Here is a 22,722-nt window from a genome sequence, read left to right as displayed (position 1 = left end):
GCTTATTTGACTGTAAAATTCTTCAACAAAATATTAGATTTCAGAAATAATTGGAATAATCATCGGACGACGTTTCGTTTGTTCGTATAAATATTTGCCAAGTTTATCTCGCATATTTTGTTTCATTTCTGACCATTCAATTTTCTTTTGTTGTAAGCCTTCTTCTACAATTTCACGTACTTTATCTGAAGCCTCATTTAATAATTCTTCACTTTCTCTAACATAAACAAACCCTCTTGATTGGATTTCAGGTCCACCAACAATTTTTCTGTTTTTAGGGTCTAATGTTACAACAGCAATGAAAATACCATCTTCGGCTAATAAATGTCTGTCGCGTAAGACGATGTTACCTACATCACCTACACCAATACCATCAATTAATACGTTTCCAGCTGTTACTTTTTCATTAGCAATCATTTGCTTGCCATCAAAATTAACAACATCGCCTTTTTCTAGTAAGAAAATCTTCTCAGGATCCACACCAGTTTCAGCTGCTAATTTAGCGTGAGCAATTTGCATTTTAAATTCACCTTGAACTGGGACGAAATATTCTGGTTTCATCAAGTTCAGCATTAACTTTAATTCTTCCATGCAACCATGACTTGATGCATGTGTCTTTTTGTTATTTGGCATAATGTTAGCGCCAGCTTTAACAAGTTCATTCATAGTTTGACCTATGATAACTTCCATATTAGCTGAAGCAGTTGTAGAGATATACACATTATCGCCTTCAAGTATGTTTAAAATAGGATGTCTTTGTAAAGCCATTTGTCCTAATGCTTCGATTGGTTCACCTTGCATACCTGTTGCAATAATTATCATTTCATTTTTAGGATATTTACTTACATCATGAACTGGTACTAATAAGTTTTCTGGGATATTGAAATATCCTAATTTACGTGCAACATTAAAAGAACTTTCTAAAGAACGTCCTAAGAATGAAACTTTACGATTTAATTTGCTTGCTGCATTTAATACTTGTTGAATACGTATAAAGTTTGATGCATAACAAGACACAACAATTCTACCATTAGCTTTAGCAAATTCATCTACCATATGACTTTCGATTACATTTTCAGGAACATTATAACCGGGTTTTTCAGCTTCAGTTGAATCACTAATTAAAGCGAAAACACCGTTTTGACCAATTTCAGTCATTTTAGCGATATCAGGAGCGTAAGCACCTTGTAAACTTTGGTCGAATTTAAATTCACCTGTATAAACGATTGCACCATAAGAAGTATGTATACATACTCCTAGACTATCTGGAATAGAGTGCGTCGTATTAAAGAATGTAACGTTTACGTTTTTAAATCTCATGACTGAATCTCTATTTACTGTATAATAGCGTACTTTTTTGTTAATTCTTCTTGCTTTCATATGGTCTTTAACTAAAGCTATAGTCAATCTTGACCCATATACTGGTGCATCTAATTTTTCTAGGATATAGCTTACCGCACCAATTGAATCTTCATGGCCATGTGATAAGAAGATACCTTTTAATTTGTCTTTATTCTCTAATACATATTGTATATCGGGAATTACGACATCTACACCTAACATTTCATCTTCTGGAAACATTAAGCCAGCGTCTAACATAAACATTTCTTCGTCTACTTCAACGATATACATATTTTTTGCTATTTCTCCAACACCACCAAGTGGTATGATACGAATTTTATCATTTTTCTTTTTTATTAAACTCAAAATTGTTCCTCCTAAATGTAGTCCCGTCCATAATATATTTCTTTAATCATACCATTTATATTATCGTTTATACAAGCACCTATAATCGAGTTATAGATAAATAAAATATTGATTAAACGAATTCACAAACGATTGAGGAATCAATTTATAAATATGTTATTTCTCAGTTAAAATAAATTCTGAATAAGGTGACGCTAATAATGATTTAGTTGCCTCTTTTATATCTTCTATTTCAATCATATTAATGTTCTCTTCAAACTTTTCATTTGTTATCAATTCATTGTGGAACATTAACGATCTAGCATTTCTTGTCATTTTATTTTGATTGGATTCTGAAGCCATTAAAAAGCTCGTAATAATATGACTTTTAGCATCTTCTAATTCTTCTTGTGTAATGCTATCATCTAGCAGTTTTTTCAAAACATCAGTTATTAAATCGCTTGAAGCTTTCACATTTTCTTTATCTGTACCTGCATAAATCGTCAATATACCATTATCATGATAACTTTGGAAATCTGAGTAAACATTGTAACACAGCCCATGCTCTTCTCTTAACACTTGGAACAACTTCGAACTCATTGTTTCTCCTAAAATAGTATTAAGAATGTTTGTCGCATAATAATACTTATTATTATAACTAGGGGCTTCATAACATCTCATGAAATGTGTTTGCTCTAACTCATTTTTATAGTATGTTTTCTTCTTTTCATAAAATTGAGTGTCTCTTTTTTCGTCTTTTATTTCTATTTGCTTATCATCTTTCAATGTATCAATTACAAGTTGTTTTAATTCTTCACTGAACGCTCCTGCAATAGATACAATTAATCGATTACTTTGATAATATTTCTTATGAAAATCTTCTAAAATAGATTTGTTTATAGACTTAACACTATCAGGTTTACCTAAAATCATTCTTCCTAAAGATTGATTCTCAAAAACTTCTGATTCTAACGTGTCCATTAACCACTCTTCAGGAGTATCTTCTACCATTTTAATTTCTTCTAATATAACTTTTTTCTCACGCTCAATTTCCTCTTCAATAAATAAAGGATTTTTAACCATGTCTAATAAAAGGTCAGTCGCTTTACGTTCAAAACGTTTTAACGTTTTACAAAAATAACAGGTATACATTTTCGTAGTATAAGCGTTATTATATCCACCAATTTTATCAAATTCAGTCGATAGTTGTTGTCTTGTGTAATGTTTACTTCCCTTAAATAGCATATGTTCTACAAAGTGTGCGATACCTTCTGGATAATCTCTTTCATCTGCAGTCCCTGTCTTTATATATGCCCCAATACTCACAGTTTCACTGTTCGGTACCTCTTCAAAAATAATAACTGTTCCGTTATCTAAAGTTATTTGTTCTGTCATTTTTTCACCTCATAACAAAAACAGGGACAACGCATTGTCCCCATTCAATTACTTTGTATTTTATTTTTGCTCTTTATCTTCGTTCAATAATACTTTACGTGAAGCATTGACACGTCCTTGGCGGTCGATTTCAGTTACTTTTACTAAGAACTGATCTCCAATTTTAGCTACATCTTCAACTTTATTCACTCGCTCATTTGAAAATTGAGAGATATGAACAAGCGCGTCTTTACCAGGGAATATTTCAACAAATGCACCGAATTTTTCAATTCTCTTAACAGTTGCCATGTATATTGCGCCAACTTCTGCTTCTCTAGTAATATCTTCGATAATCTTGCGGGCTCTATCGATCATTTCTTGATCTTTAGAACCTATAAATACCGTTCCATCTTGCTCGATATCTAATTTAACACCCGTTTCATCGATGATTTCATTAATTTTCTTACCACCAGGTCCAATAACATCTCTTATTTTATCTGGTTTAATATGCATTATTTCAATCTTAGGTGCATACTCACTTAAATCTTCACGAGGTTGACCTAATGTTTCTAACATATGATTTAAGATGTGTAATCTACCAATTCTAGCTTGTTCTAAAGCTTCTTTTAAGATTTGTTCACTTAATCCATCAATTTTAATGTCCATTTGTATCGCTGTAATACCTTTTTCAGTTCCAGCAACTTTAAAGTCCATATCGCCTAAAGCATCTTCCATACCTTGTATGTCAGAAAGAATTGTATAGTTATCATCTTTAGTGATTAATCCCATCGCTATACCAGCAACTGGCGCTTTAATTGGTACACCAGCATCCATAAGTGCAAGTGTAGAACCACAAATTGATGCTTGTGATGATGAACCATTAGATTCTAATACTTCAGATACAACTCTAATTGTATATGGGAATTCTTTTTCATCAGGAATCACTTGTAATAAAGCACGTTCACCTAGTGCACCATGACCAATTTCACGACGACCTGGCGCTCTTACTGGACCAGTTTCACCTACAGAGAAATTAGGGAAATTATAATGATGCATGTAACGTTTTTGATCTTCAGTACCTAATCCATCTATGATTTGATGTTCACCTAATGCACCTAATGTTGCTACAGAGAATGCTTGAGTTTGGCCACGTGTAAATAAACCTGAACCATGTGCTCTAGGTAATAAGTCAACTTCAGATGCTAACGGTCTAATCTCTTCAGGTTTACGTCCGTCTGGTCTCACTTTATCTTCAGTGATTAAACGACGTACTTCGTCTTTCACTAAAGTATCAAGTATTTTACTAACATCTTTAAGAACTTCTTCGTTATCAGGCTCTTCTTCGTTAGTAAAGTGTGCCAATACTTCATCTTTAACAGCAGTTATATTGATATCACGTTGTTGTTTTTCTTCTGTTCTAATTGCGCCGTTTAAATCTAAAGCCTCGGCTTTTTGGATTACAGCTTCTTCAAGAGATTGCTCAACTTCAACAGGTTCAAATGGAGATTTCTCAGGTTGAATTTCATCAATTATAGCTTCTTGGAATTCTACTAATCTTTGAATTTCTTTATGACCAAATAAAATGCCTTCTAACATCGTTTCTTCAGATACTTCTTTCGCACCCGCTTCTACCATGTTAATAGCATCTTTATGACCTGCTACTTGTAAATCTAATAATGAAACTTCTTTAGCTTCTACGTCAGGGTTAATGACATATTCACCATCTACTAAACCAACATTAACACCTGCAATTGGTCTTTCAAATGGTATATCTGAAACAGATAATGCCATTGACGATCCGATCATTGCCGCCATTTCAGGTGAACAATTTGGGTCAACACTCATCACGATAGAAATAACTTGAACGTCATGTCTATAACCTTTTGGAAATAGTGGTCTAATTGGTCTATCAATTAAACGACTCGTTAAAGTTGCATCTTCCCCTGGTCTTCCTTCACGTTTGTTAAAACCGCCTGGTATTTTCCCAGCTGCATACATTTTTTCTTCATAATTTACCATTAATGGGAAGAAATCTACGTTTCTAGGCTCTCTAGAAGCTGTAGCAGTTGATAATACAACCGTATCCCCATATCTTACTAACACTGCACCGTTAGCTTGTTTCGCTAACTGACCTGTTTCTATTATTAATGGACTTCCTGCCCATTCTGTCTTAAAGACTTTTTTCTCTTGAGACATTTATGAATCTCCTCTCATTACAATTAATCAATTATATCATACCATTAATATGTACTCATTTTATAATTTTTTATAAAAAAATCGAAAGAAATCTGATCGATTCCCTTCGATTGGTGTTGCGATTAGCGACGTAATCCAAGTGATTTAATTAGATCACGGTAACGTTGAACGTCATTATCACGTAAGTATGTTAATAAGTGTTTACGACGACCAACCATTTTTAATAATCCACGACGTGAATGGTGATCCTTCGTGTGAGTACGTAAATGTTCGTTTAAAGCAGTGATTTCTGCTGTTAAAACTGCGATTTGTACTTCTGGAGAACCAGTATCAGTTTCATGTACGCGGTATTGTTCGATTAGTTCGTTTTTTCTTTCTTGTGAAATTGCCATTGTCAATTTCCCTCCTATTTTTGTATTCACCTTATACCTGAGCGAATCGTCGGAGTGTCGATCAGCCAAGGAATAGGCACTTTAACTATTATACATAAACCCCTATTGTTTATCAAGTTCAAGTAATGATTTTGCTTTTTCTTTATCTTTAGATATTTGTTCTACAAGTGCATCAATGCCGTTAAACTTTTGTTCTGGTCTAATGAAATGATGCCAAAATACTTCCACTCTCTCCCCGTAAATACTTTCTTCAAAATCGAAAATATTTACTTCGATGCTTACTTGTGAAACTGATGGGTCATGAAAAGTTGGTTTAACCCCTACATTACAGACACCTTCATATACTTTGTTTCTAGACTTAATAAGTAATGTAACGGCATATACACCATTTCTTGGTAATACATATTCGTCACTTGGTTCGACATTAGCGGTTGGAAAGCCTATTGTTCTACCTCTTTTTTCTCCCTGAACAACCATGCCTTTTATAACATATGGACGACCTAAAGCTAAAGTACACGCTTCGACTTCACCTAATTCAAGTGAAGTTCTAATATTTGTAGTTGATATTTTAACATCTTCTTCTAAAGTTTGTTTAGAAACGACGTGTACACTAAAAGGATAATCATTCTCTTGTAAAGAAGCCATATTGCCTTTTCCGTATTTACCAAAGCTAAAATCATATCCCGCAATCACAGCTTTAACATGATTACGAATAAAATATTGTTCTACAAATTCATCTGCAGAAACATCTGCAAAGCTAGAAGAAAAGTTTACGACAAAACAATAATCCACTCCGAGCTTTTCTATTGCTTCGACTTTATCCGTTATCGGCGTTAAATATGTAGTTCTTTTCTTTTCTGGATTAAGTACTACAGAAGGATGAGGGTCAAAAGTCATAACAGCCTTTTTCAAATCGTTATGTTCTGCTACTTCAAGCATTTTTTTCAATACTTTTTGGTGGCCAATATGTATACCATCAAAAAAACCTATTGCTAATGCAATATTCTCATTTACAAATTGTGATGAATTAATTGGGTGTGAAATTTCTATAACTTCCATCAGAATACTCCTTTAAAGAAAAACTTTTTTTGGTTTATATAAATCATTATTTTTTTCATAAGGCTCCATAATCGCTATTGCATGTTCTTTATACCATAGGACAAATTCACCGTCTATATTAGTATTTAAATCGGTTTTCATAATCTTCTGTCCATTTTGTATCCTTTTAACAAGACCAGAATCTTCTACGATTATTTTTTGTAAGCCATTCAATCCATATTCTAATGGAAGAAGCACTTCCTGTAACCTATCTTGCTCAACTATTTCACGTAAGTTATCTAATGTAATAGACTGATTTAACGAAAATCCACCACTTTTCAATCTAACTAAATGAGACATATGTGCAGGATAACCAAGTAATTCTCCTATCTGAGTTGCTAATGTTCTTATATATGTCCCTTTTCCACACTCGACTTCTATTTCAAATTTACAAGTTTGGTTGTCATATGAAATGTCTGAAGTTAGCTCAATACTGTTAATGAAGACTTTACGAACAGGTCTTTCAACTTCAATATTTTGACGAGCGTATTCATATAATTTTTTTCCGTTTACTTTAACAGCTGAATACATCGGCGGAATTTGCTCAATTTCACCCACTAATTTATTTAAAGTTGAACGTATGTCATCAGTACACCAAATATTTTCAGTTACAGCTTTTTCTTCTACTATTTCTCCAGTTTGATCTTCAGTAGTCGTGCTCTTACCAATTGTTACTTCAGCAATATATGTCTTACCACTTTCCATAACATAATCACTGACACGAGTAGCTTTACCTACGCATATTGGTAAAACACCACTTACTTCTGGATCTAAAGTGCCAGTATGACCAACTTTTTTAGTTTTTAATATTTTTCGAAGTTTAAACACGACATCGTGACTCGTCATGCCTACTTCTTTATGAATTGCTAATATGCCATCCAAATTTACGACCTCCAAAACATGCTTCTATTCATTACAAGTTTACATTAAAACTCAAGTAAAAAGAAGAAATAACTAACAATCCATGTTAATCGTCATCGTATTCATCATCGTCGTAGTCATCGTCATCTTCATAGTAATATTGTTCTTTATTTTCATTACCCGCATTATAACTAGGTTGAGGTTGTTCAATATTAAACCATGATACTGAATTAACTTTTCCATTTAACGAATTAACTGAAACGACAGCACCTTCGTTATCATCAACATGTTGAGTAACAGTATATGTCATAGGCTTAGAGTCTTCATTTTTCTTAATATCTATAAAAGTACCTCCCACTTCATTCATAACTATTTGTTTTGCTCTTTTTTCAGTTATAAGCGTTTTTTTCTTGTCATCTTTTTTTGGTTTTTCTTTTGTCTTTGGTTTTTCTTTTTTAGTTTGTTTTTTAGATGTTGTTTGTGACGTAACGTTTTTAATCGTTTCTTTTCTTCGATCAATTTCTAAACTGTATTTTTTATCTTTATCTTTGATTTTCACATAAAAAGTTCGATTATCTTTAGATTGAGTTAATTTAGTAATATCACCTTTATATCTTTCTGATATTAATGTTTTAGCTAAGTCTTTATCCATCAATTGTTCTGTTGACCTGATGTAAATAATGGAAATTAAAGCAATTAGAAGAATTGCCATAACCACTATAAGCAAAGGTTTAATCGCTTTTTTCATTTTTTCACACCTTTCTCACTTTCAATATAAATTCTGATCCGACACCTTCTTCACTTTTAACTTGTATGTCGATTTGATTTTTCGATGCAAGTTCTTTCGCAATTGATAAACCTAACCCAGATCCTCCAGACTGTCGAGATCTTGCTTTATCAACTCTATAAAACCTCGTAAATATTTTTTCAATATCCTCTTCAACAATTCCAGGTCCATAATCTTTAATTATGATTTCTATATATTGAACTTTATCTGTAAGCTCTAAATCAATTTCTGATTGACTATATTTATATGCATTATCAAGAAAAATAGTCATCAACTGATTAAAGCTATCTTTATTAATTTTTCCGACTAATGAATTTTCGGTTGTATATATATTGATTTTCCTTTGATAAACTTGTGAAAGTTTTTTAGTTAAACTCGAAACTTGTTCAATAATATCAACTTTTGACAATTCAATGTCATGAAAAGTACGTTCTGTTTTAGCTAAGTCTAGCATTTGTTCAGTTAAATATTTTAATCTTTTAGCTTCTTCATTAATGGTATCAATACCTTCATCTAATAAATCAGGACGTGTTTTACCAAATCTTTTTAACATTTCACTGTATGAATTCATAACTGTTATCGGTGTTTTTAATTCATGTGATGCGTTGAGTATAAATGCTTGTTGTTTTTCATCATGATCTTTTAAATTGAGCATCATTTCATTAAATGTATTCGAAAGTTCTTTCAACTCTTTCGTATCGTTATCATTTATATCGATTTTACTGTAATGCTTTGTTTCTCTCGTTTTATTCATTTGTTCAATGAGCTCATTAATTGGCTTCAAAATAATTTGCGTAATGATTCTATTCAAAAGAAATATAACGATTAGAATAATGATAGTCGAAACAATTAATATCCATTTTAAAATAGAAAAAGTTTCATATTTAAAATCGATATTTTCAAATATTTGTAGATTGCTGACTTCACCATTTTTCCAAATAATCGGTAAGGATACCATAGCAAAATGATTGCCACTTTTTTCGACGACTTTTTTATATTGTTCATTTTTATATGATTCTGCTAAGTTTTTATACTTAACATCTGTTGAAATTTGAACGACACTTTTATTTTTTTGGTTAACTACTGTAATATATCCATCAGAAAGTAAATAAGATTGCAAAACAGCTTCGGTATTAACATCAGTATCTGAAGTATTTTGCAACTCTTTCATAATATTAATGCCTCGACTTTCTAGCTGAGTTACTTCCGAGTCGAGTGAAACTTTTTGATAAACAAAATAAACAAATAAATTTATACAAATAACAACAATGACAATCATTACCGTTGTATAGAGTTGAATTTTCGTCCCTAGTTTCATAGATTCAATCCTTTATCATATATCCAATACCTCTAACGCTAGATATCAAGGATATGTCATTTTGATCTAGTTTTTTTCTTAAATATCTGACATAAACATCAATAACATTCGTGTCGCCATAATATTCGTATCCCCACACCGCTTCAATAATTTGTTCTCTTGTTAAAGCTTGGTTTTTATTCTGAATAAAGTACAACAATAAATCATATTCTTTTTGAGTTAAATTGACGAGTGATTCATTTATATATACTTCTCGGCTTAATGGATGAATATTTAAATGTTTAAATTGAATTTCATTACGATTCTCTTCAGTTGTTTCATTGTTTTGTTTTAAATGAACTCTAATTCTAGCGAGAAGTTCTTCTATTTCAAATGGTTTAGTCATATAATCATTTGCACCAGAATCTAAACCACTCACTTTATCCATCACTGCATCTCTAGCAGTTAACATAATAATTTTAATGTTACTATCCTCTTCCCTAATCCTTCTCAAAACCTCTAAACCATTTAATTCAGGAATCATGACATCCAATAAAACTAAATCAAAATGATTCGATTCAAACAGTTCTAAAGCCTGTCTTCCGGTATTTGCTATACTAATTTCATAATTTGCATACTCTAATTCCAATTGTATGACTCTAGCAATTTTCACTTCATCTTCAACAATTAAGATTTTTTCCATGTCTCTTCTCCTTACCTAAGCGATAATCCAGTATATTGCCACCAGAAATAATAACACGCAATCATTATTAACATGTAAATAGGCATCAATATACCACTTACTTTCGCTAAATCTATATTTTTAAATGGTTTTCGATCTTGTTCATAAAATAGCAGCAACGCTTTTGAACTCACCGGAAAGGTAACGCAGTAATTTGTCCCTATCAAAGTCATGAAAACAACTGAAATGGGATTTAAATTGAACATATCACTAAATAATAAAAATAACGGAACAAAAACGACGGCTCGTGTAGTGTGACTTGTTACATATAAATGTGATGTTATTGTTATTATAACAATTATGAGTAATACAACTAGTTCATTGATATTTTCGAATTGAGATAAATAACCGTATAAATTTTTTTGTATATATTCTATAACCTTATATGATACAAGTAATTCACCAAGAGCGGTCGCACCTGCAACAAAAAATATTAAACTCCAAGAGATGCTTTTTAAACCTTGTTTCCATGAGATGACACCGATATTAGGTGCCATCATAACAACACTCATAGCAATCGTTATAAATGCAATATCAAACCCATGTAGAGATTCAGTTATCCATAAACTAATCGTTATAAATAAATATAACAATGTCTTTTTTTCTTTTGTACTTAATGGTTTATGTTTACTTTTCACTTCGTTAAAAGATGATTCTGAACCTTTATCATTTTTAATAAAAAACAATTTCTTTATAATAAATAAACTGATAACACCCATTATGATACCAAATGGAAACCCCCAAATAATAAAGTCTACATAAGAAATCGTTTCATTCGTCTGACCTTTTAACAAACCAATACCTACGATATGACTTCCAGCACCGATTAAAGTAAGATTTGCCCCCATTAAAATAAGCACTGGTATCAATAATGCAAAATATTTTTGATTTGATTGAAATCTAGAAGCAAAAGCTTTATAAATTGGAATCATTGAAGCAGCTCTCCCTGATGTGGAAGGTACTAATATAGAAATTATTTGAACGATTATAAATAAAAATATATTCATCTTATTTTCTGTATGACATTTATTATCTATCCAATGGATTAATCTATCTAGTAAACCACTTATTTCAACAGCTGCCCCTATAATAAACGCACCAATCATGAGCCAAACAACGTGCTCATCCATTGATTCAAATAATATTTTTTCAGGAATACCTAACAGTATACCTATTGTTAATGCTATAAATGCAGATAAACCTGCAGGCATATTCGTTAATAAAAATAGACCTAATGATAATACAAAGATGATCAAACTAAGTTGACCTAAATAAGGTAAATCAATATATAAGAATACAACGATAGAAATTATAAAATATAAACACAGATAAACTATTTGCTTATTAGTCATTGAACAACATCTTTTGCAGCAACCATTTGATTGCCTAAATTAATGCCTATTGTAATATGTCTCAAGGCATTTTCAGAACAATTTTCTAGCCATTTATCTGCGTCTAAAATTGAATTTTCTAACGTCGTAGGTTCTGGAATGATGCTACTAAATGCATCAATACCACTTTGATAATTAATCTTTGCATTATGACCTATTGTACCAGCAAAAGCAATAACTGGTTTTTTATGCATTTTTGCAATCCTTGCAACTTCAGATGGAATTTTTCCATTTGGTGTTTGAAAATCTATACATCCTTCTGCAGTTATAACTAGATCTGCATTTTGAATTGCATCTGAAATCTCTATATACTTCATAATAATTTCAAATCTTGGATGTAAACGGGCATTAAGGAATCCATATAAACCTGCACCTAAACCACCTGATGCACCTCCACCATTCATTAAAGAAACATCCTCTTTTTTTAAACTTTTTATGAGTTTTGCAAGATGTTCTAGATTGTTAGACAATAGTTCGACATTTTCAGGAGATGCACCCTTTTGCGGTCCATATACTCTTGCTACCCCTTTTTGTCCACACAATAAATTTGTCCAATTAACTGCTACATCTATGTCTACTAAATGTACTCTAGCATCCATATAACTCATATCAATCCCATAAATCCGATTTATTTCGCCTCCACCGTTTATAAATACAGCTTCACCATTTTCATTCAAGAATTTTATGCCTAACGCCTGAGCCATGCCTACTCCACCATCTGATGTACCTGAATCACCACATCCAATCAGAATACGTTCTGCACCATTATCCAATGCCTTAATAATCGTTTCACCTACCCCAAAAGTTGTCGTGTTTAATGGATTTCTCATATTTTGTGGTACATGTCTCAAACCTGCAATTGCCGCCATTTCTATTACAGCTGTCTTTATACCATTTTCCTCAAAAACACCAAAGAAAGATTTTATAGGCTTACCAACCGGACCCATCACTTGTGTTTTTACTTTTTTACCTTCTTTTAGTTTTGTAATCGTATCTACAAAACCTTCTCCACCATCTACCATAGGTATAGTAGTGACATCATGATAAGGATTCACTTTTTTTATTCCTCTCGAAATAGAATTTCCAACTTCTTCGGCACTTAAGCTTTCTTTAAACCCTGAAGGTACAACTACAATTTTCATTTTAATTTCCTCCTCTATTTGTACTTTGCTATCTTTAACTTATCTACAATGTACATTTACATAGTTCACAAACAATTAGAGGAAAATTAAAAATTGATTAAAAAGAAAAAAACACCCGATAAATTCACGTTAAATGTGAAAATATCGGGTGTTTTTCTTTTAAATATTATAATGTTTTATTCGTTACGATTTAAATCTTGAATCATGCGTTCGATTTTATTACCATAGTCAATTGATTCATCGTATTTAAAGTGTAACTCTGGTAAGATACGTAATTTCATACGGCTTCCAAGTTCGGATTTAATAAATCCTTTTGCTTTTTCTAAGCCTTCGAATGTTTCTTCTTTTTCTTTATCTGACCCCAATACTGTTAAATAAACAGTAGCATGTGATAAATCACCTGGTAGTTCAACATCAGTAATTGTTAAGAAACCAACTCTAGGGTCTTTAAGCTTGTTATTTATAATATCCATAAGTTCTTTTTTCATTTGTTCTCCAACACGTTCAGAACGAATACTCATTAAAATTCACCTCTTTATTAGTCATTACGACTATCTATACAATTATTTATTATAACACATGCCATAATGCTTAAAAAGATAATCGTTTGCACGTTTAAAAAGTTTATTAAAAATTATTAATTTTATTATAAATGATACTTCTAGCTTCTTTCCCTTCTTCAATTGGAAAGATTGGGAATACATGGTTTTGGTTCACATATTCATGATAAGCAACGTCGTTTGAAAATTTTTGAAGTTTTTCTTTAAACAATCTAATATCCGGCAACAATATTTCTCTTGTGCCTACAAAAATAGTCATAGGAGGCAGTGATTGCAAATCTCCATATATAGGTGATAATAAATGATGATTTTTATTCGTATGGCCACACCATAAATCACCACAAAATTGTAAACTTTCAATATCAAGCATTGGATCGCTTTGTTGCAGTTCTTCTGTAATATCTTTGTTATCCATAGTCATATCTATCCAAGGTGAAAGTAAAAATGCATGAAGCGGTTGCTTAATGTGTTGTTCTTTTAATAATTGCATAAGTCCTACAGCTAATCCGCCACCTGCAGAATCACCAATAATAACAACTTCATCGTGTTCTTCAATCATGCATCTATATAAATCAATGATTAACTCATATGATCTAATAAATATTTGATTCGGCGCTTTCGGATATATAGGTACTTCCACTTTTAAATTTACAGTTTTAGCAAGTTCGTCTATAAATTTATGATGATAAATGGTTGGTTGGTGTATATAAGCGCCACCATGCAAGTATAAAATACCTACTTTTGAGTTTAAGTTAGAGTTATATGTTAATACTTGCATTTCGTCAATTTGATATTCATTTATTTTTGTTTTAGGTTTAAATAATTTTGGTAAGGTATATCGTTTTTCATTTTCCTCATATAATTCATTTACAAACTCAGATTTAGATTCATAACTTTCATATTTAGGAAATGTATTTTGCGTTGCAATCATCCATTCAACGATTTGACTTTTCATACTTCTTTTAGATAATTTTTTAACAACATACTGACTAGCTACTAAGCTAGCACCAATAGTAATTACACCTTTTGCCCAGGTTTTCATGTACATCTACTCCATATTAATTGATATTAAATTTATTCCCTTAAATATACTTAAATATTCATAAAATAACAAATATTACCTATTAAAAAATAAGAGTAAGAATGTTTTTTAGTATAATTAAGGCAACGATGAAGATAACAATACTTGAAATTTTATTCAAATATATAATCCATTTACCTGTTTTATCAACTGTTCCAACGGTTTTACCTAAAATCGCTAATAAAACAAACCAAAGCCATGAAATCAAAATAGTGGATGCTGTGAAGATAAATTTATCTAATCCTTCATAAACTGAAGCACTTGTACCAATTACACCAATTGTATCCATGATAGCGTGTGGATTTAATAATGATACTGATATCGCAAACCCAACTTGTTTTTTAGCAGACATAGAAGGCTGATATTCCAAACTTTGAGGTTTTTCCTTCCATAATACAATCCCCATATAAATTAAAAATATAAATCCTATTATATATACAACAAGTTGTAATACCGGCAATGATAATAGAACAAGCGATACGCCTAATACTGCTAATAAAATTAAAAGCGTGTCACATAGACCTGCAGTAATAATTACAGGTATTGTCTTTCTAATTTGTTTATGATTAGCACCTTGATTAAAAATAAACACATTTTGTGCACCTAAAGGTAAAATTAGACCAAGCGCTAATAATAAACCGTGTAAAAAAGCAGCCACTATTTTTTCCTCCTAAAATAAGAATCGTCCTTAAAAACATATGATTCTTATTTTACTATTTAGAAAACTTCTATGCTACTATAATTTTGATTTTGTATTGTTTTTATGATTACTGTTCCTGCTTTTTTCAGTGTATACTTTGAAGGAAGTATATCAATAAATGTGTCAGCCTATTTCTTATCCTTTATAAATACTTAACTTTAATCTATTCAAACCTTCTAATACTTTAGATTTTGGACAACCAATATTATATCTCAAGAATAGCTGTCCATTTCCTCCATAAGTTTTACCATCCATAATAGCGACATTACCTATCTTAATTAAGCGCTCTTGCAATTCATCCATAGTCATATTCAATCCTGAAATATCTAACCAAAGTAGATAAGTTGATTCAGGATATACTAGTTTAATATCTGGTAAATTTCTTTCCAAGTATTCTTGTACAAGCTTAATATTTTCATCAATGTAATTATTTAATTCTTCTACCCATTCACTACATTCATTATATGCGGTAATTGTTGCTTCCATTCCCATTATACTCGGAGATGATAAACCATCTCTTTGTTTTAGATATCGTAAGAATATATTACCATCTTCTAAATCTGGTATTAATACATAAGCAAAAAGTAATCCTGGAAAGTTAAAAGTTTTACTACCGCTAGTTACAATAGCAATATTTTCGGTGCTTTTTTTAAATAAAGGTATATGATTGTATTCTTTACGAACAATATCCATATGAATTTCATCAGAAATAATGTAGACATCATGTTTTCGACATAACTCTATTAATGTCGTTAATTCATCAACACTCCAAACTCTACCAGTTGGATTATGAGGAGAACAAAGTAACAGTATTTTATTATTTGATTTTGATAATAGTTCTTCTAAATATATAAAATCTATTGAATAGTAACCATCTTTGTAAATCAAATCATTCTGTACAACCGTTCTATTATTTTCTTTTATGACATTAAAAAACGCATCATATGCTGGAGTTTGTATGATCACACCATCATTTTCATTCGATTTCATTTTGATTAATTGTGAAATTGCATATATAACAGTTGGAGTATAATAAATCCAATCTTTTTCTATTTTGATATTAAATCTTTTCTGATACCATGTTTCAATAGAATTTTTAAATTCTTTATGATTCCATCTTGTATAGCCGAACACTGGATGACTCATTCTTTCATTCAAACGTTGAATTACTTGTTTGGGCAAAGCGAAATCAGTATCTGAAATAGTAAAAGGTAATAGACCACTTTGGCCAAATCGATCTTGTACATAGTCCCACTGAGTACAGTTTGTACCTTCTCTATTAATAACCTCATCAAAATTATACATATAACTATCCTTTCTAACACTAAATTATTGCATCAAGTTGCTTTCTAACTGTCGTAACTCTTGTTCCGATAATAATTTGTACATTTTGTTTATCTAAATGAACAACTCCTAATGCACCTAATTCTTTTAACTTTTCATCATCAACTTTTTCTGCATTTTCAAGCACTAACCTTAATCTCGTAATACAATTGTCTATGCTCAGTATATTTTCTGAACCACCTATTGCTAGTAACATATCACTTGCAACATTATCTCCTTGGGCAGAGTTATCTGTTCCACTATTTGATTCATTTTTATCAACAGTACGTCCAGGAGTTTTTAAATCAAATTTAAGAATAACTGTTTTAAATACAAAGTAGTAAATAACAAACCATACTATACCTACTATAATAACTAGCCACCATTTCGTATAACTTCCTTGCATAACTCCAAATATTAAGAAATCAAGTACACCACCATCAGTGTTACCAATTGTAACACCAAGAACATTCATTACCATAAACCCTAAACCTGTCATAACAACATGGAATATCCATAGTAATGGGCTAATAAATAAAAATAGAAATTCGATAGGTTCAGTTATTCCTGTTACAAAAGCAGCAACAAAACCTGATATTAATAAACCTTTTATTTTATGTCTATTTTCCTTAGGTGCTGCATGATAAATGGCTAATGCTGCTGCAGGTAATCCAAACATGAAGGTAGGCATTTTACCTTGAGATAAAAACGCAGTAACATTTGAAGATATAGGTATATTATTTTGCAATTGTGCATAAAATATATTTAAAGCTCCAAAAACATCTTTACCATCTACAACTAAATGTCCCCCTACTTCAGTGAACCTTACCATAGATACTAAAATATGATGTAAACCAAAAGGTAGTAATAACCTTTCTCCTGCTCCAAATAAGAATGGGCCGAATACACCAGAATGTTGAATAAGGGATCCCACACTACTTATAATCATTCCAAAGAATGGCCATATAATAGGAATAATTAGACCAACAACAGCTAGTACAAGCGAAGTTACAATTGGTACAAATCTTACTCCAGAAAAGAAAGCAAAACTATCAGGTAATTGTGTATAACTGAATTTATTATGTAATTTATATACAATTAATCCGGAAATAATACCTCCTAGAACTCCCATTTCTAAAGTCTGTATACCTAATACCATGCTTTGACCAGCTTGTTGTAGCTTATCAGAATCTGCTAATTGATTAGTTTCAATTAAGTAAAAATTAATTGATAAATTCATAATTGTATAACCAACAAATCCAGAGAAAGCAGCGACTCCTTTCTCGTGCTTAACAAGACCTATTGGTATAGCAATTGCAAATAACACAGGCAAATATGTAAAAGCAAACCCACCAATTGTTGCTAAAAATTTCAATACAAGTTGAATCATATTATTTTCCAAAATTGGAAATACATCAATCATTGATTCACTAGTAAAAGAACTTCCAATTCCTAAAATTAGACCCATAAAAGCTAATAATGCAACGGGTAACATAAAAGTCTTTCCCATATTTTGAAGAAAATCCCAGACACTACTTTGTTTTTTATTTCCCATCATTTTGCACACCCTTTTGTTCTTTTATTATTCATTAATATACAAGTGTATTATGGGTGTATCAATAGGAATAAAGAATTATGTTTGCGCTTACATATAATGAAAGTTGTTACATTATAATTGTTTACCATACATCATAAGAATTAAATCAATGATAAATATAGTGGCGTGTCTAGAGCTTAAATCTACATTTCCAATGTATATGTTATTTGTTTTAGCAATGAGAGCAACTGTTGATAACTGTGCTAACTGGGAATTACGATTACTTACAATCGAAACAATCGGTACATGATTACTTTTCAACTTCTTAGCATAATTAATCATATGTGAAGTCTCACCACTAGAACTTATACAAATCGCTAAACTATCAGCATTTAAATTATGAGTTATCGCATCTAACTCATCCCAATCAGTTCGTGCATGAGCAATTTTTCCAAGAAAAGTTAGTTTTCTACTTAAATCTAGCCCATTTACAAGACTTGCTCCAACACTTATTATTTCTATCACTTGAGCATTACTGATATATGAAACTGTTTTTTCTAAGTCACCTATATTTATGTCATCAATAGTACGTTGAAGATTATTTATATTTTCTATCATAAAATCATGAATCTCGGTACTAAAACTCTGTACAACATTATTACTTTCTAATTTAGATTGATTTTGTATTAAAGCATATTTTAATTCTCTATAGCCCTCATATCCTAATTTTTGAGAACATCTACTTACTGTCGCTGTAGATACAAATGATTTATTCGCTATATCATCTATACTCAAGTTTGCTATTAATTCATAATCAGTTAAAATAAAATCTAAAACTCGCTTTTCTAATTCACTAAGGTCATTTCTCTTTTTCTGTAATCTACCAATAAGTGCGTTTTGTTCCATATTATCCCTCTCTTAATGTTATCTACTTTACATTATAAATCACATTTATTAATACATATTTTATTTTTTTAAGTATATTTTTGCGTTCTCGTTTCAATAATAAAGTTTCGTACCTTAAAAAACGGGAAGTATATCTCCTTATAAGGTATACTTCCCACTTTATTATCTTTATTCATTTTTTAACTGTTTGTTAATATATTCTTTTATGTTATTTGCTTCTTTAAAATCTAAATTAAAATCTAATAAATTTGAGGTTTCTTGACTCAAGTCATAAAATTGTTCTATTAATTTATTTAGAACACTTGTTATATCATTTATATTGCCATTTGGGTATGATTTAGTTAATAGAATCCATTCCTCTTCTGTAATATATCTTTTTAATAATTTATGATTTTTACCTGTAGAGACTTTCCAATCATATTGATAACCCACTTTCCAATCCAACAAATTAAATAACATCTCACGCATAATATTTAGATGCTCTATAGCATAAAATATTTCTTCCCTTTTAATTCCTTTAATGACGTAAGTTGATATCCACCAAAACTCATTACAACATTCCCTAAAATCTTTCTCGGTAGGCTTTTTAATATGATATGTTTCATCACTAGGTTTACTAACATCTTTAAATTTTTCAGTTTTGTCTACTAGAACTTCTAATAATTGATCTTCTTTTTTGTAATCATCAAAATATTCAATAGAGATAAATCTAAAATCAATACGAATATAATTCTTAAATAATAACATATAAAATAATTGATCTTTAATGCCATCCCTTGAATAAACTCTATTACATTGATAAATAATAGACTCACCAAAATCGTGAATAAAAGACAACTTTTGAATAAACATTTCATAATGTCCTACTAAAAACGCGATATCAAAATCTTGATAATTATCAGGCTCAATATTTTTATTCACTCTCGAGCCATTCATACATACTGCTTTAATATCATCATCAACCATCGCGATATTTAATACTTTCTCTAAAACTTCACGTTCTGATTTCAAACAAAAACCCCCTGACGTATTTGAGGTTTTTCCTCCTAAAATAAGAATCGTCCTTAAAAACATATGATTCTTATTTTACTATTCAGAAAACTTCTATGCTACTATAATTTTGATTTTGTAGTGTTTTTATGATTACTGTTCCTGCTTTTTTAAAGGAATCTTTATCATAATCTTTATTATATTTTAACTCAAAAGAAATAGTTTCGTTAGGATGTATTTCAATTGTTTCTTCTTCATTAAAGCTATTAATACTTATCTCATTATATTTTTTAACATTGCTAATAACATTCAATAGCGATTGTGGGTCTTTATATAATGTTTTTATTTTAAAATATTTAACTGAATTTGTAGTGTTTTCAAGTTTTAAGCTAAAGTTCTTATGAGACGTTATTGGTAATTTCGGTTTAAATATATATTGTGATTTTTTTCTTGATACCTCTAAATCAAGTGAATAAATTAAATTTAATTCGCCTACCTCTATAGTTATATTTTGATTTAATTTGTCTATTGTTTCTGTTTTTTTATTTAGATTTTTTGTTATAGATTGGAATACATTTTTTAACTTTTCATCATATATATCTGAATAATTTATTTTGTATAAATTATTGTGATTTTGCTGAGATAATATACTATTTTCTTCTACTATTGCCAAAATGGCTTTATTAGCCCCTAAATAATCACTTAATTTCGATGGTAAATATGGGTGCGTGTTTTTATATTCTTTTGATTTTGCATCTAATATTATTAATATATCCATTTTAGTTGTTAAGTTAAGACAATCTAAATACGACACAGTATCATTTAAATAAACATTTGAATAGTCATTGATACGTTCTAATTCGTCATGGCTAAGGTGCTTAATGTTCGTAAATATATGAAATTGAATTATTAAGTCAGTTTGGCTTAATAATTCATCTACCATGTCTAAAAATAAATTCAAAATTCTCGTCTCGTAAAAATTCCCAAAATAACCTATTTGTACAGCTTTTTCATTCATCGGATAATAGTGATCGGCTTTATAATATAAATCATGATTAGGTATAGGATACCTGTCTATTTTACTTTTGCTTTTAATAAAATTTTGAAGGTTATTAGAAAAACGGCTCGCCATATATTCAAGTTGATATTCGTTTGTAAATAATAATTCGTCTGCAAAAGCAAAACCAATAAGCTCTGCTAAATTAAATAAACTCTCGTCGACATATGGCAAAAATGGTTGGAAATCTTCTTCTATCTTTAAAGATTCTAAAAGCATATTATATACTTCTATAGAACTATATCTTTCTTTTGATTTAATATCATATAATAAAGGATCTGAAAATTCAGCAACCCATTTAATATTAGGATTGTTTAATTTAATAAATAACGATGAAAAATATGAAGTTGGAAATAACACGCTACTGTACAGAGTTTCATATTTTTCTTTATTATTTAAATAAAAACTAAAAGCTTCATCTATAAATTGTGAGATCAGTCCAAAATCAGAAAAACTAACTGAGCTTTTTGAAACTTTATGTTGGTCTATTTTATCAATACATATACTTTTTAGCTTAAAATCTTTTTCTCTTTTTGATGTCATATCATTGCTGAATATATCTACAATTTTATCGTTGTTAGAAATCCTTTTTGCCATTAAAATACCACTATTATCTATGAATGGTGGGAAACAATATGCTATCACTAATTCTTTTGCCATACCTATATTTACAAAATATTCATTCAAATGATTATAATTTTTCATATTCAATAAGTTTACAACTTCGTTCTTATATTCAGGATATACTTTTAAAAATTTAGAAATAAACCCTGTTTGCGCATTATATTTTGTTGAAATAAATTTCTTAACTCTAGAATGTAAATTACTTTCTAATAATTTATCCAAAGTATCTAATACATCTAACCTTTGAGCAATATTAAAATCATAAGAAAATTTGCCTCTTGAAACTGAATTTTCATTCAGTAGACGATAATATACGACTTCTTTATCCAGATTGATAACTTCTATTTTCGGATTGAATTTTGCATATAAATAACAATAGAAAACAGTGTCTTCACCACTTAACAAAGCAGGATTAAAATATACTGCCTCTAAGTAATGACTAGGTATAAACTTACAAGTTGTAATGCCTAAAATAGCGTGTATATTGAATAAACTATAACCTGTTTCTTTGTACTTTATTAAAGGTAAGTTCACTGGATTATTTTTAACAATCGATCCATCATTTAACATATCATGAATTTGAGTTACTAAAATTGTATCTTCTTTAAGTAATTGAAAACTTTCTTCTATATAATTCGAAGAAATAAAGTCATCAACGTCGAGAAAAGTTGTATGTGAATATTTTACGTATTGCATCCCTAAATTTCTTGCTTTAGAAGTACCCGTTTCATCACTGATTAAAATTAAATGTTTAAAATTCATATGATCAACATGATGAATTAAATATTGATAAGTTTCTTCAAATACACCATTTAATACAAAAATCACTTCGAATTTTGCTTCTTTTACAATTAAATTATTTAAGTTTTTTATTAACCCCTCTATATAAGTCATGCCTTCGTGAATCGGAATAATAATAGAAATACCTTTATCAAATTTTATTGTTTCATTCATCACTTAACCAACTTTCTATTTAAA

Annotated in this window: 19 protein-coding genes; all 19 read right to left on the bottom strand. The window is 30.3% G+C overall.

Translation table 11 applies throughout. The features are described 5' to 3' along the window. Positions 1-33: 33 nt before the first annotated feature. On the bottom strand, positions 34-1,707 hold the full coding sequence (gene rnjB / locus ACO6VN_RS05245) for a ribonuclease J2 (protein WP_016998647.1): 1,674 nt from the start codon (positions 1,705-1,707) through the stop codon (positions 34-36). A gap of 156 nt (positions 1,708-1,863) precedes the next feature. Next, positions 1,864-3,081, bottom strand: coding sequence for a M16 family metallopeptidase (locus ACO6VN_RS05240; RefSeq protein WP_422404311.1), 1,218 nt, complete (start codon positions 3,079-3,081; stop codon positions 1,864-1,866). Between the two features lie 60 nt (positions 3,082-3,141). Next, positions 3,142-5,256 (bottom strand): polyribonucleotide nucleotidyltransferase, encoded by a 2,115-nt coding sequence (gene pnp / locus ACO6VN_RS05235; protein WP_422404310.1) that lies wholly within the window; start codon positions 5,254-5,256, stop codon positions 3,142-3,144. A gap of 122 nt (positions 5,257-5,378) precedes the next feature. Further along, on the bottom strand, positions 5,379-5,648 hold the full coding sequence (gene rpsO, locus ACO6VN_RS05230) for a 30S ribosomal protein S15 (RefSeq protein WP_016998644.1): 270 nt from the start codon (positions 5,646-5,648) through the stop codon (positions 5,379-5,381). 102 nt (positions 5,649-5,750) lie between these two features. Next, positions 5,751-6,707 (bottom strand): bifunctional riboflavin kinase/FAD synthetase, encoded by a 957-nt coding sequence (locus ACO6VN_RS05225; RefSeq protein ID WP_016998643.1) that lies wholly within the window; start codon positions 6,705-6,707, stop codon positions 5,751-5,753. Between the two features lie 12 nt (positions 6,708-6,719). Then, complete coding sequence (gene truB, locus ACO6VN_RS05220; RefSeq protein WP_082892509.1) at positions 6,720-7,628, bottom strand: tRNA pseudouridine(55) synthase TruB; 909 nt, start codon at positions 7,626-7,628, stop codon at positions 6,720-6,722. A gap of 85 nt (positions 7,629-7,713) precedes the next feature. Continuing rightward, positions 7,714-8,355, bottom strand: coding sequence for a hypothetical protein (locus ACO6VN_RS05215; RefSeq protein ID WP_422404309.1), 642 nt, complete (start codon positions 8,353-8,355; stop codon positions 7,714-7,716). A gap of 4 nt (positions 8,356-8,359) precedes the next feature. Continuing rightward, on the bottom strand, positions 8,360-9,712 hold the full coding sequence (locus ACO6VN_RS05210) for a HAMP domain-containing sensor histidine kinase (RefSeq protein ID WP_422404308.1): 1,353 nt from the start codon (positions 9,710-9,712) through the stop codon (positions 8,360-8,362). Between the two features lie 4 nt (positions 9,713-9,716). After that, positions 9,717-10,394, bottom strand: coding sequence for a response regulator transcription factor (locus ACO6VN_RS05205; protein ID WP_064204813.1), 678 nt, complete (start codon positions 10,392-10,394; stop codon positions 9,717-9,719). An 11-nt stretch (positions 10,395-10,405) separates the two neighbouring features. Further along, positions 10,406-11,785 carry an SLC13 family permease gene (locus ACO6VN_RS05200; protein WP_422404307.1) on the bottom strand — a complete coding sequence of 460 codons (1,380 nt, stop codon included), beginning with the start codon at positions 11,783-11,785 and terminating at the stop codon, positions 10,406-10,408. Next, on the bottom strand, positions 11,782-12,966 hold the full coding sequence (locus ACO6VN_RS05195; protein ID WP_422404306.1) for a glycerate kinase: 1,185 nt from the start codon (positions 12,964-12,966) through the stop codon (positions 11,782-11,784). Before ACO6VN_RS05195 ends, ACO6VN_RS05200 begins: the two co-directional genes overlap by 4 nt. A 176-nt stretch (positions 12,967-13,142) precedes the next feature. Further along, positions 13,143-13,487, bottom strand: a complete 345-nt coding sequence (gene rbfA, locus ACO6VN_RS05190) for a 30S ribosome-binding factor RbfA (protein WP_016998635.1) — start codon at positions 13,485-13,487, stop codon at positions 13,143-13,145. A 106-nt stretch (positions 13,488-13,593) separates the two neighbouring features. After that, positions 13,594-14,568 (bottom strand): alpha/beta hydrolase fold domain-containing protein, encoded by a 975-nt coding sequence (locus ACO6VN_RS05185; RefSeq protein WP_194200794.1) that lies wholly within the window; start codon positions 14,566-14,568, stop codon positions 13,594-13,596. 82 nt (positions 14,569-14,650) lie between these two features. Further along, positions 14,651-15,268, bottom strand: a complete 618-nt coding sequence (locus ACO6VN_RS05180) for a LysE/ArgO family amino acid transporter (RefSeq protein ID WP_216683962.1) — start codon at positions 15,266-15,268, stop codon at positions 14,651-14,653. A 174-nt stretch (positions 15,269-15,442) separates the two neighbouring features. Further along, a complete protein-coding gene (locus ACO6VN_RS05175; RefSeq protein WP_422404305.1) occupies positions 15,443-16,612 on the bottom strand; it encodes a MalY/PatB family protein in 1,170 nt (389 codons plus the stop codon). Positions 16,613-16,631: 19 nt separating this feature from the next. Beyond that, positions 16,632-18,185 carry a maltose/glucose-specific PTS transporter subunit IIBC gene (malX, locus tag ACO6VN_RS05170; protein WP_216683959.1) on the bottom strand — a complete coding sequence of 518 codons (1,554 nt, stop codon included), beginning with the start codon at positions 18,183-18,185 and terminating at the stop codon, positions 16,632-16,634. A gap of 114 nt (positions 18,186-18,299) precedes the next feature. Next, on the bottom strand, positions 18,300-19,073 hold the full coding sequence (locus ACO6VN_RS05165) for a MurR/RpiR family transcriptional regulator (protein WP_216683960.1): 774 nt from the start codon (positions 19,071-19,073) through the stop codon (positions 18,300-18,302). Between the two features lie 168 nt (positions 19,074-19,241). Next, positions 19,242-20,084: an aminoglycoside 6-adenylyltransferase gene (locus ACO6VN_RS05160; protein WP_422404304.1), complete on the bottom strand. Its 843-nt coding sequence runs from the start codon at positions 20,082-20,084 to the stop codon at positions 19,242-19,244. Positions 20,085-20,166: 82 nt separating this feature from the next. Next, positions 20,167-22,698, bottom strand: a complete 2,532-nt coding sequence (locus ACO6VN_RS05155) for a glycosyltransferase (RefSeq protein WP_422404303.1) — start codon at positions 22,696-22,698, stop codon at positions 20,167-20,169. Positions 22,699-22,722 lie beyond the last annotated feature (24 nt).

The organism is Mammaliicoccus sp. JADD-157 (assembly GCF_049310805.1).
GTDB classification, from domain to species: domain Bacteria; phylum Bacillota; class Bacilli; order Staphylococcales; family Staphylococcaceae; genus Mammaliicoccus; species Mammaliicoccus lentus.
Note: the sequence above shows the minus strand (reverse complement) of the source record. Positions and strands in the feature narration are given on the sequence as shown.

What these genes read in the sequence shown, in the direction of transcription:
- ACO6VN_RS05205 (WP_064204813.1), bottom strand. Translation starts at nt 10,394, where the DNA reads ATGGAAAAAATCTTAATTGTTGAAGATGAAGTGAAAATTGCTAGAGTC.
- ACO6VN_RS05165 (WP_216683960.1), bottom strand. Translation starts at nt 19,073, where the DNA reads ATGGAACAAAACGCACTTATTGGTAGATTACAGAAAAAGAGAAATGAC.
- malX (WP_216683959.1), bottom strand. Translation starts at nt 18,185, where the DNA reads ATGGGAAATAAAAAACAAAGTAGTGTCTGGGATTTTCTTCAAAATATG.
- ACO6VN_RS05215 (WP_422404309.1), bottom strand. Translation starts at nt 8,355, where the DNA reads ATGAAAAAAGCGATTAAACCTTTGCTTATAGTGGTTATGGCAATTCTT.
- rpsO (WP_016998644.1), bottom strand. Translation starts at nt 5,648, where the DNA reads ATGGCAATTTCACAAGAAAGAAAAAACGAACTAATCGAACAATACCGC.
- ACO6VN_RS05185 (WP_194200794.1), bottom strand. Translation starts at nt 14,568, where the DNA reads ATGAAAACCTGGGCAAAAGGTGTAATTACTATTGGTGCTAGCTTAGTA.
- ACO6VN_RS05155 (WP_422404303.1), bottom strand. Translation starts at nt 22,698, where the DNA reads ATGAATGAAACAATAAAATTTGATAAAGGTATTTCTATTATTATTCCG.
- ACO6VN_RS05240 (WP_422404311.1), bottom strand. Translation starts at nt 3,081, where the DNA reads ATGACAGAACAAATAACTTTAGATAACGGAACAGTTATTATTTTTGAA.
- ACO6VN_RS05210 (WP_422404308.1), bottom strand. Translation starts at nt 9,712, where the DNA reads ATGAAACTAGGGACGAAAATTCAACTCTATACAACGGTAATGATTGTC.
- rbfA (WP_016998635.1), bottom strand. Translation starts at nt 13,487, where the DNA reads ATGAGTATTCGTTCTGAACGTGTTGGAGAACAAATGAAAAAAGAACTT.
- ACO6VN_RS05200 (WP_422404307.1), bottom strand. Translation starts at nt 11,785, where the DNA reads ATGACTAATAAGCAAATAGTTTATCTGTGTTTATATTTTATAATTTCT.
- ACO6VN_RS05175 (WP_422404305.1), bottom strand. Translation starts at nt 16,612, where the DNA reads ATGTATAATTTTGATGAGGTTATTAATAGAGAAGGTACAAACTGTACT.
- ACO6VN_RS05225 (WP_016998643.1), bottom strand. Translation starts at nt 6,707, where the DNA reads ATGGAAGTTATAGAAATTTCACACCCAATTAATTCATCACAATTTGTA.
- ACO6VN_RS05195 (WP_422404306.1), bottom strand. Translation starts at nt 12,966, where the DNA reads ATGAAAATTGTAGTTGTACCTTCAGGGTTTAAAGAAAGCTTAAGTGCC.
- pnp (WP_422404310.1), bottom strand. Translation starts at nt 5,256, where the DNA reads ATGTCTCAAGAGAAAAAAGTCTTTAAGACAGAATGGGCAGGAAGTCCA.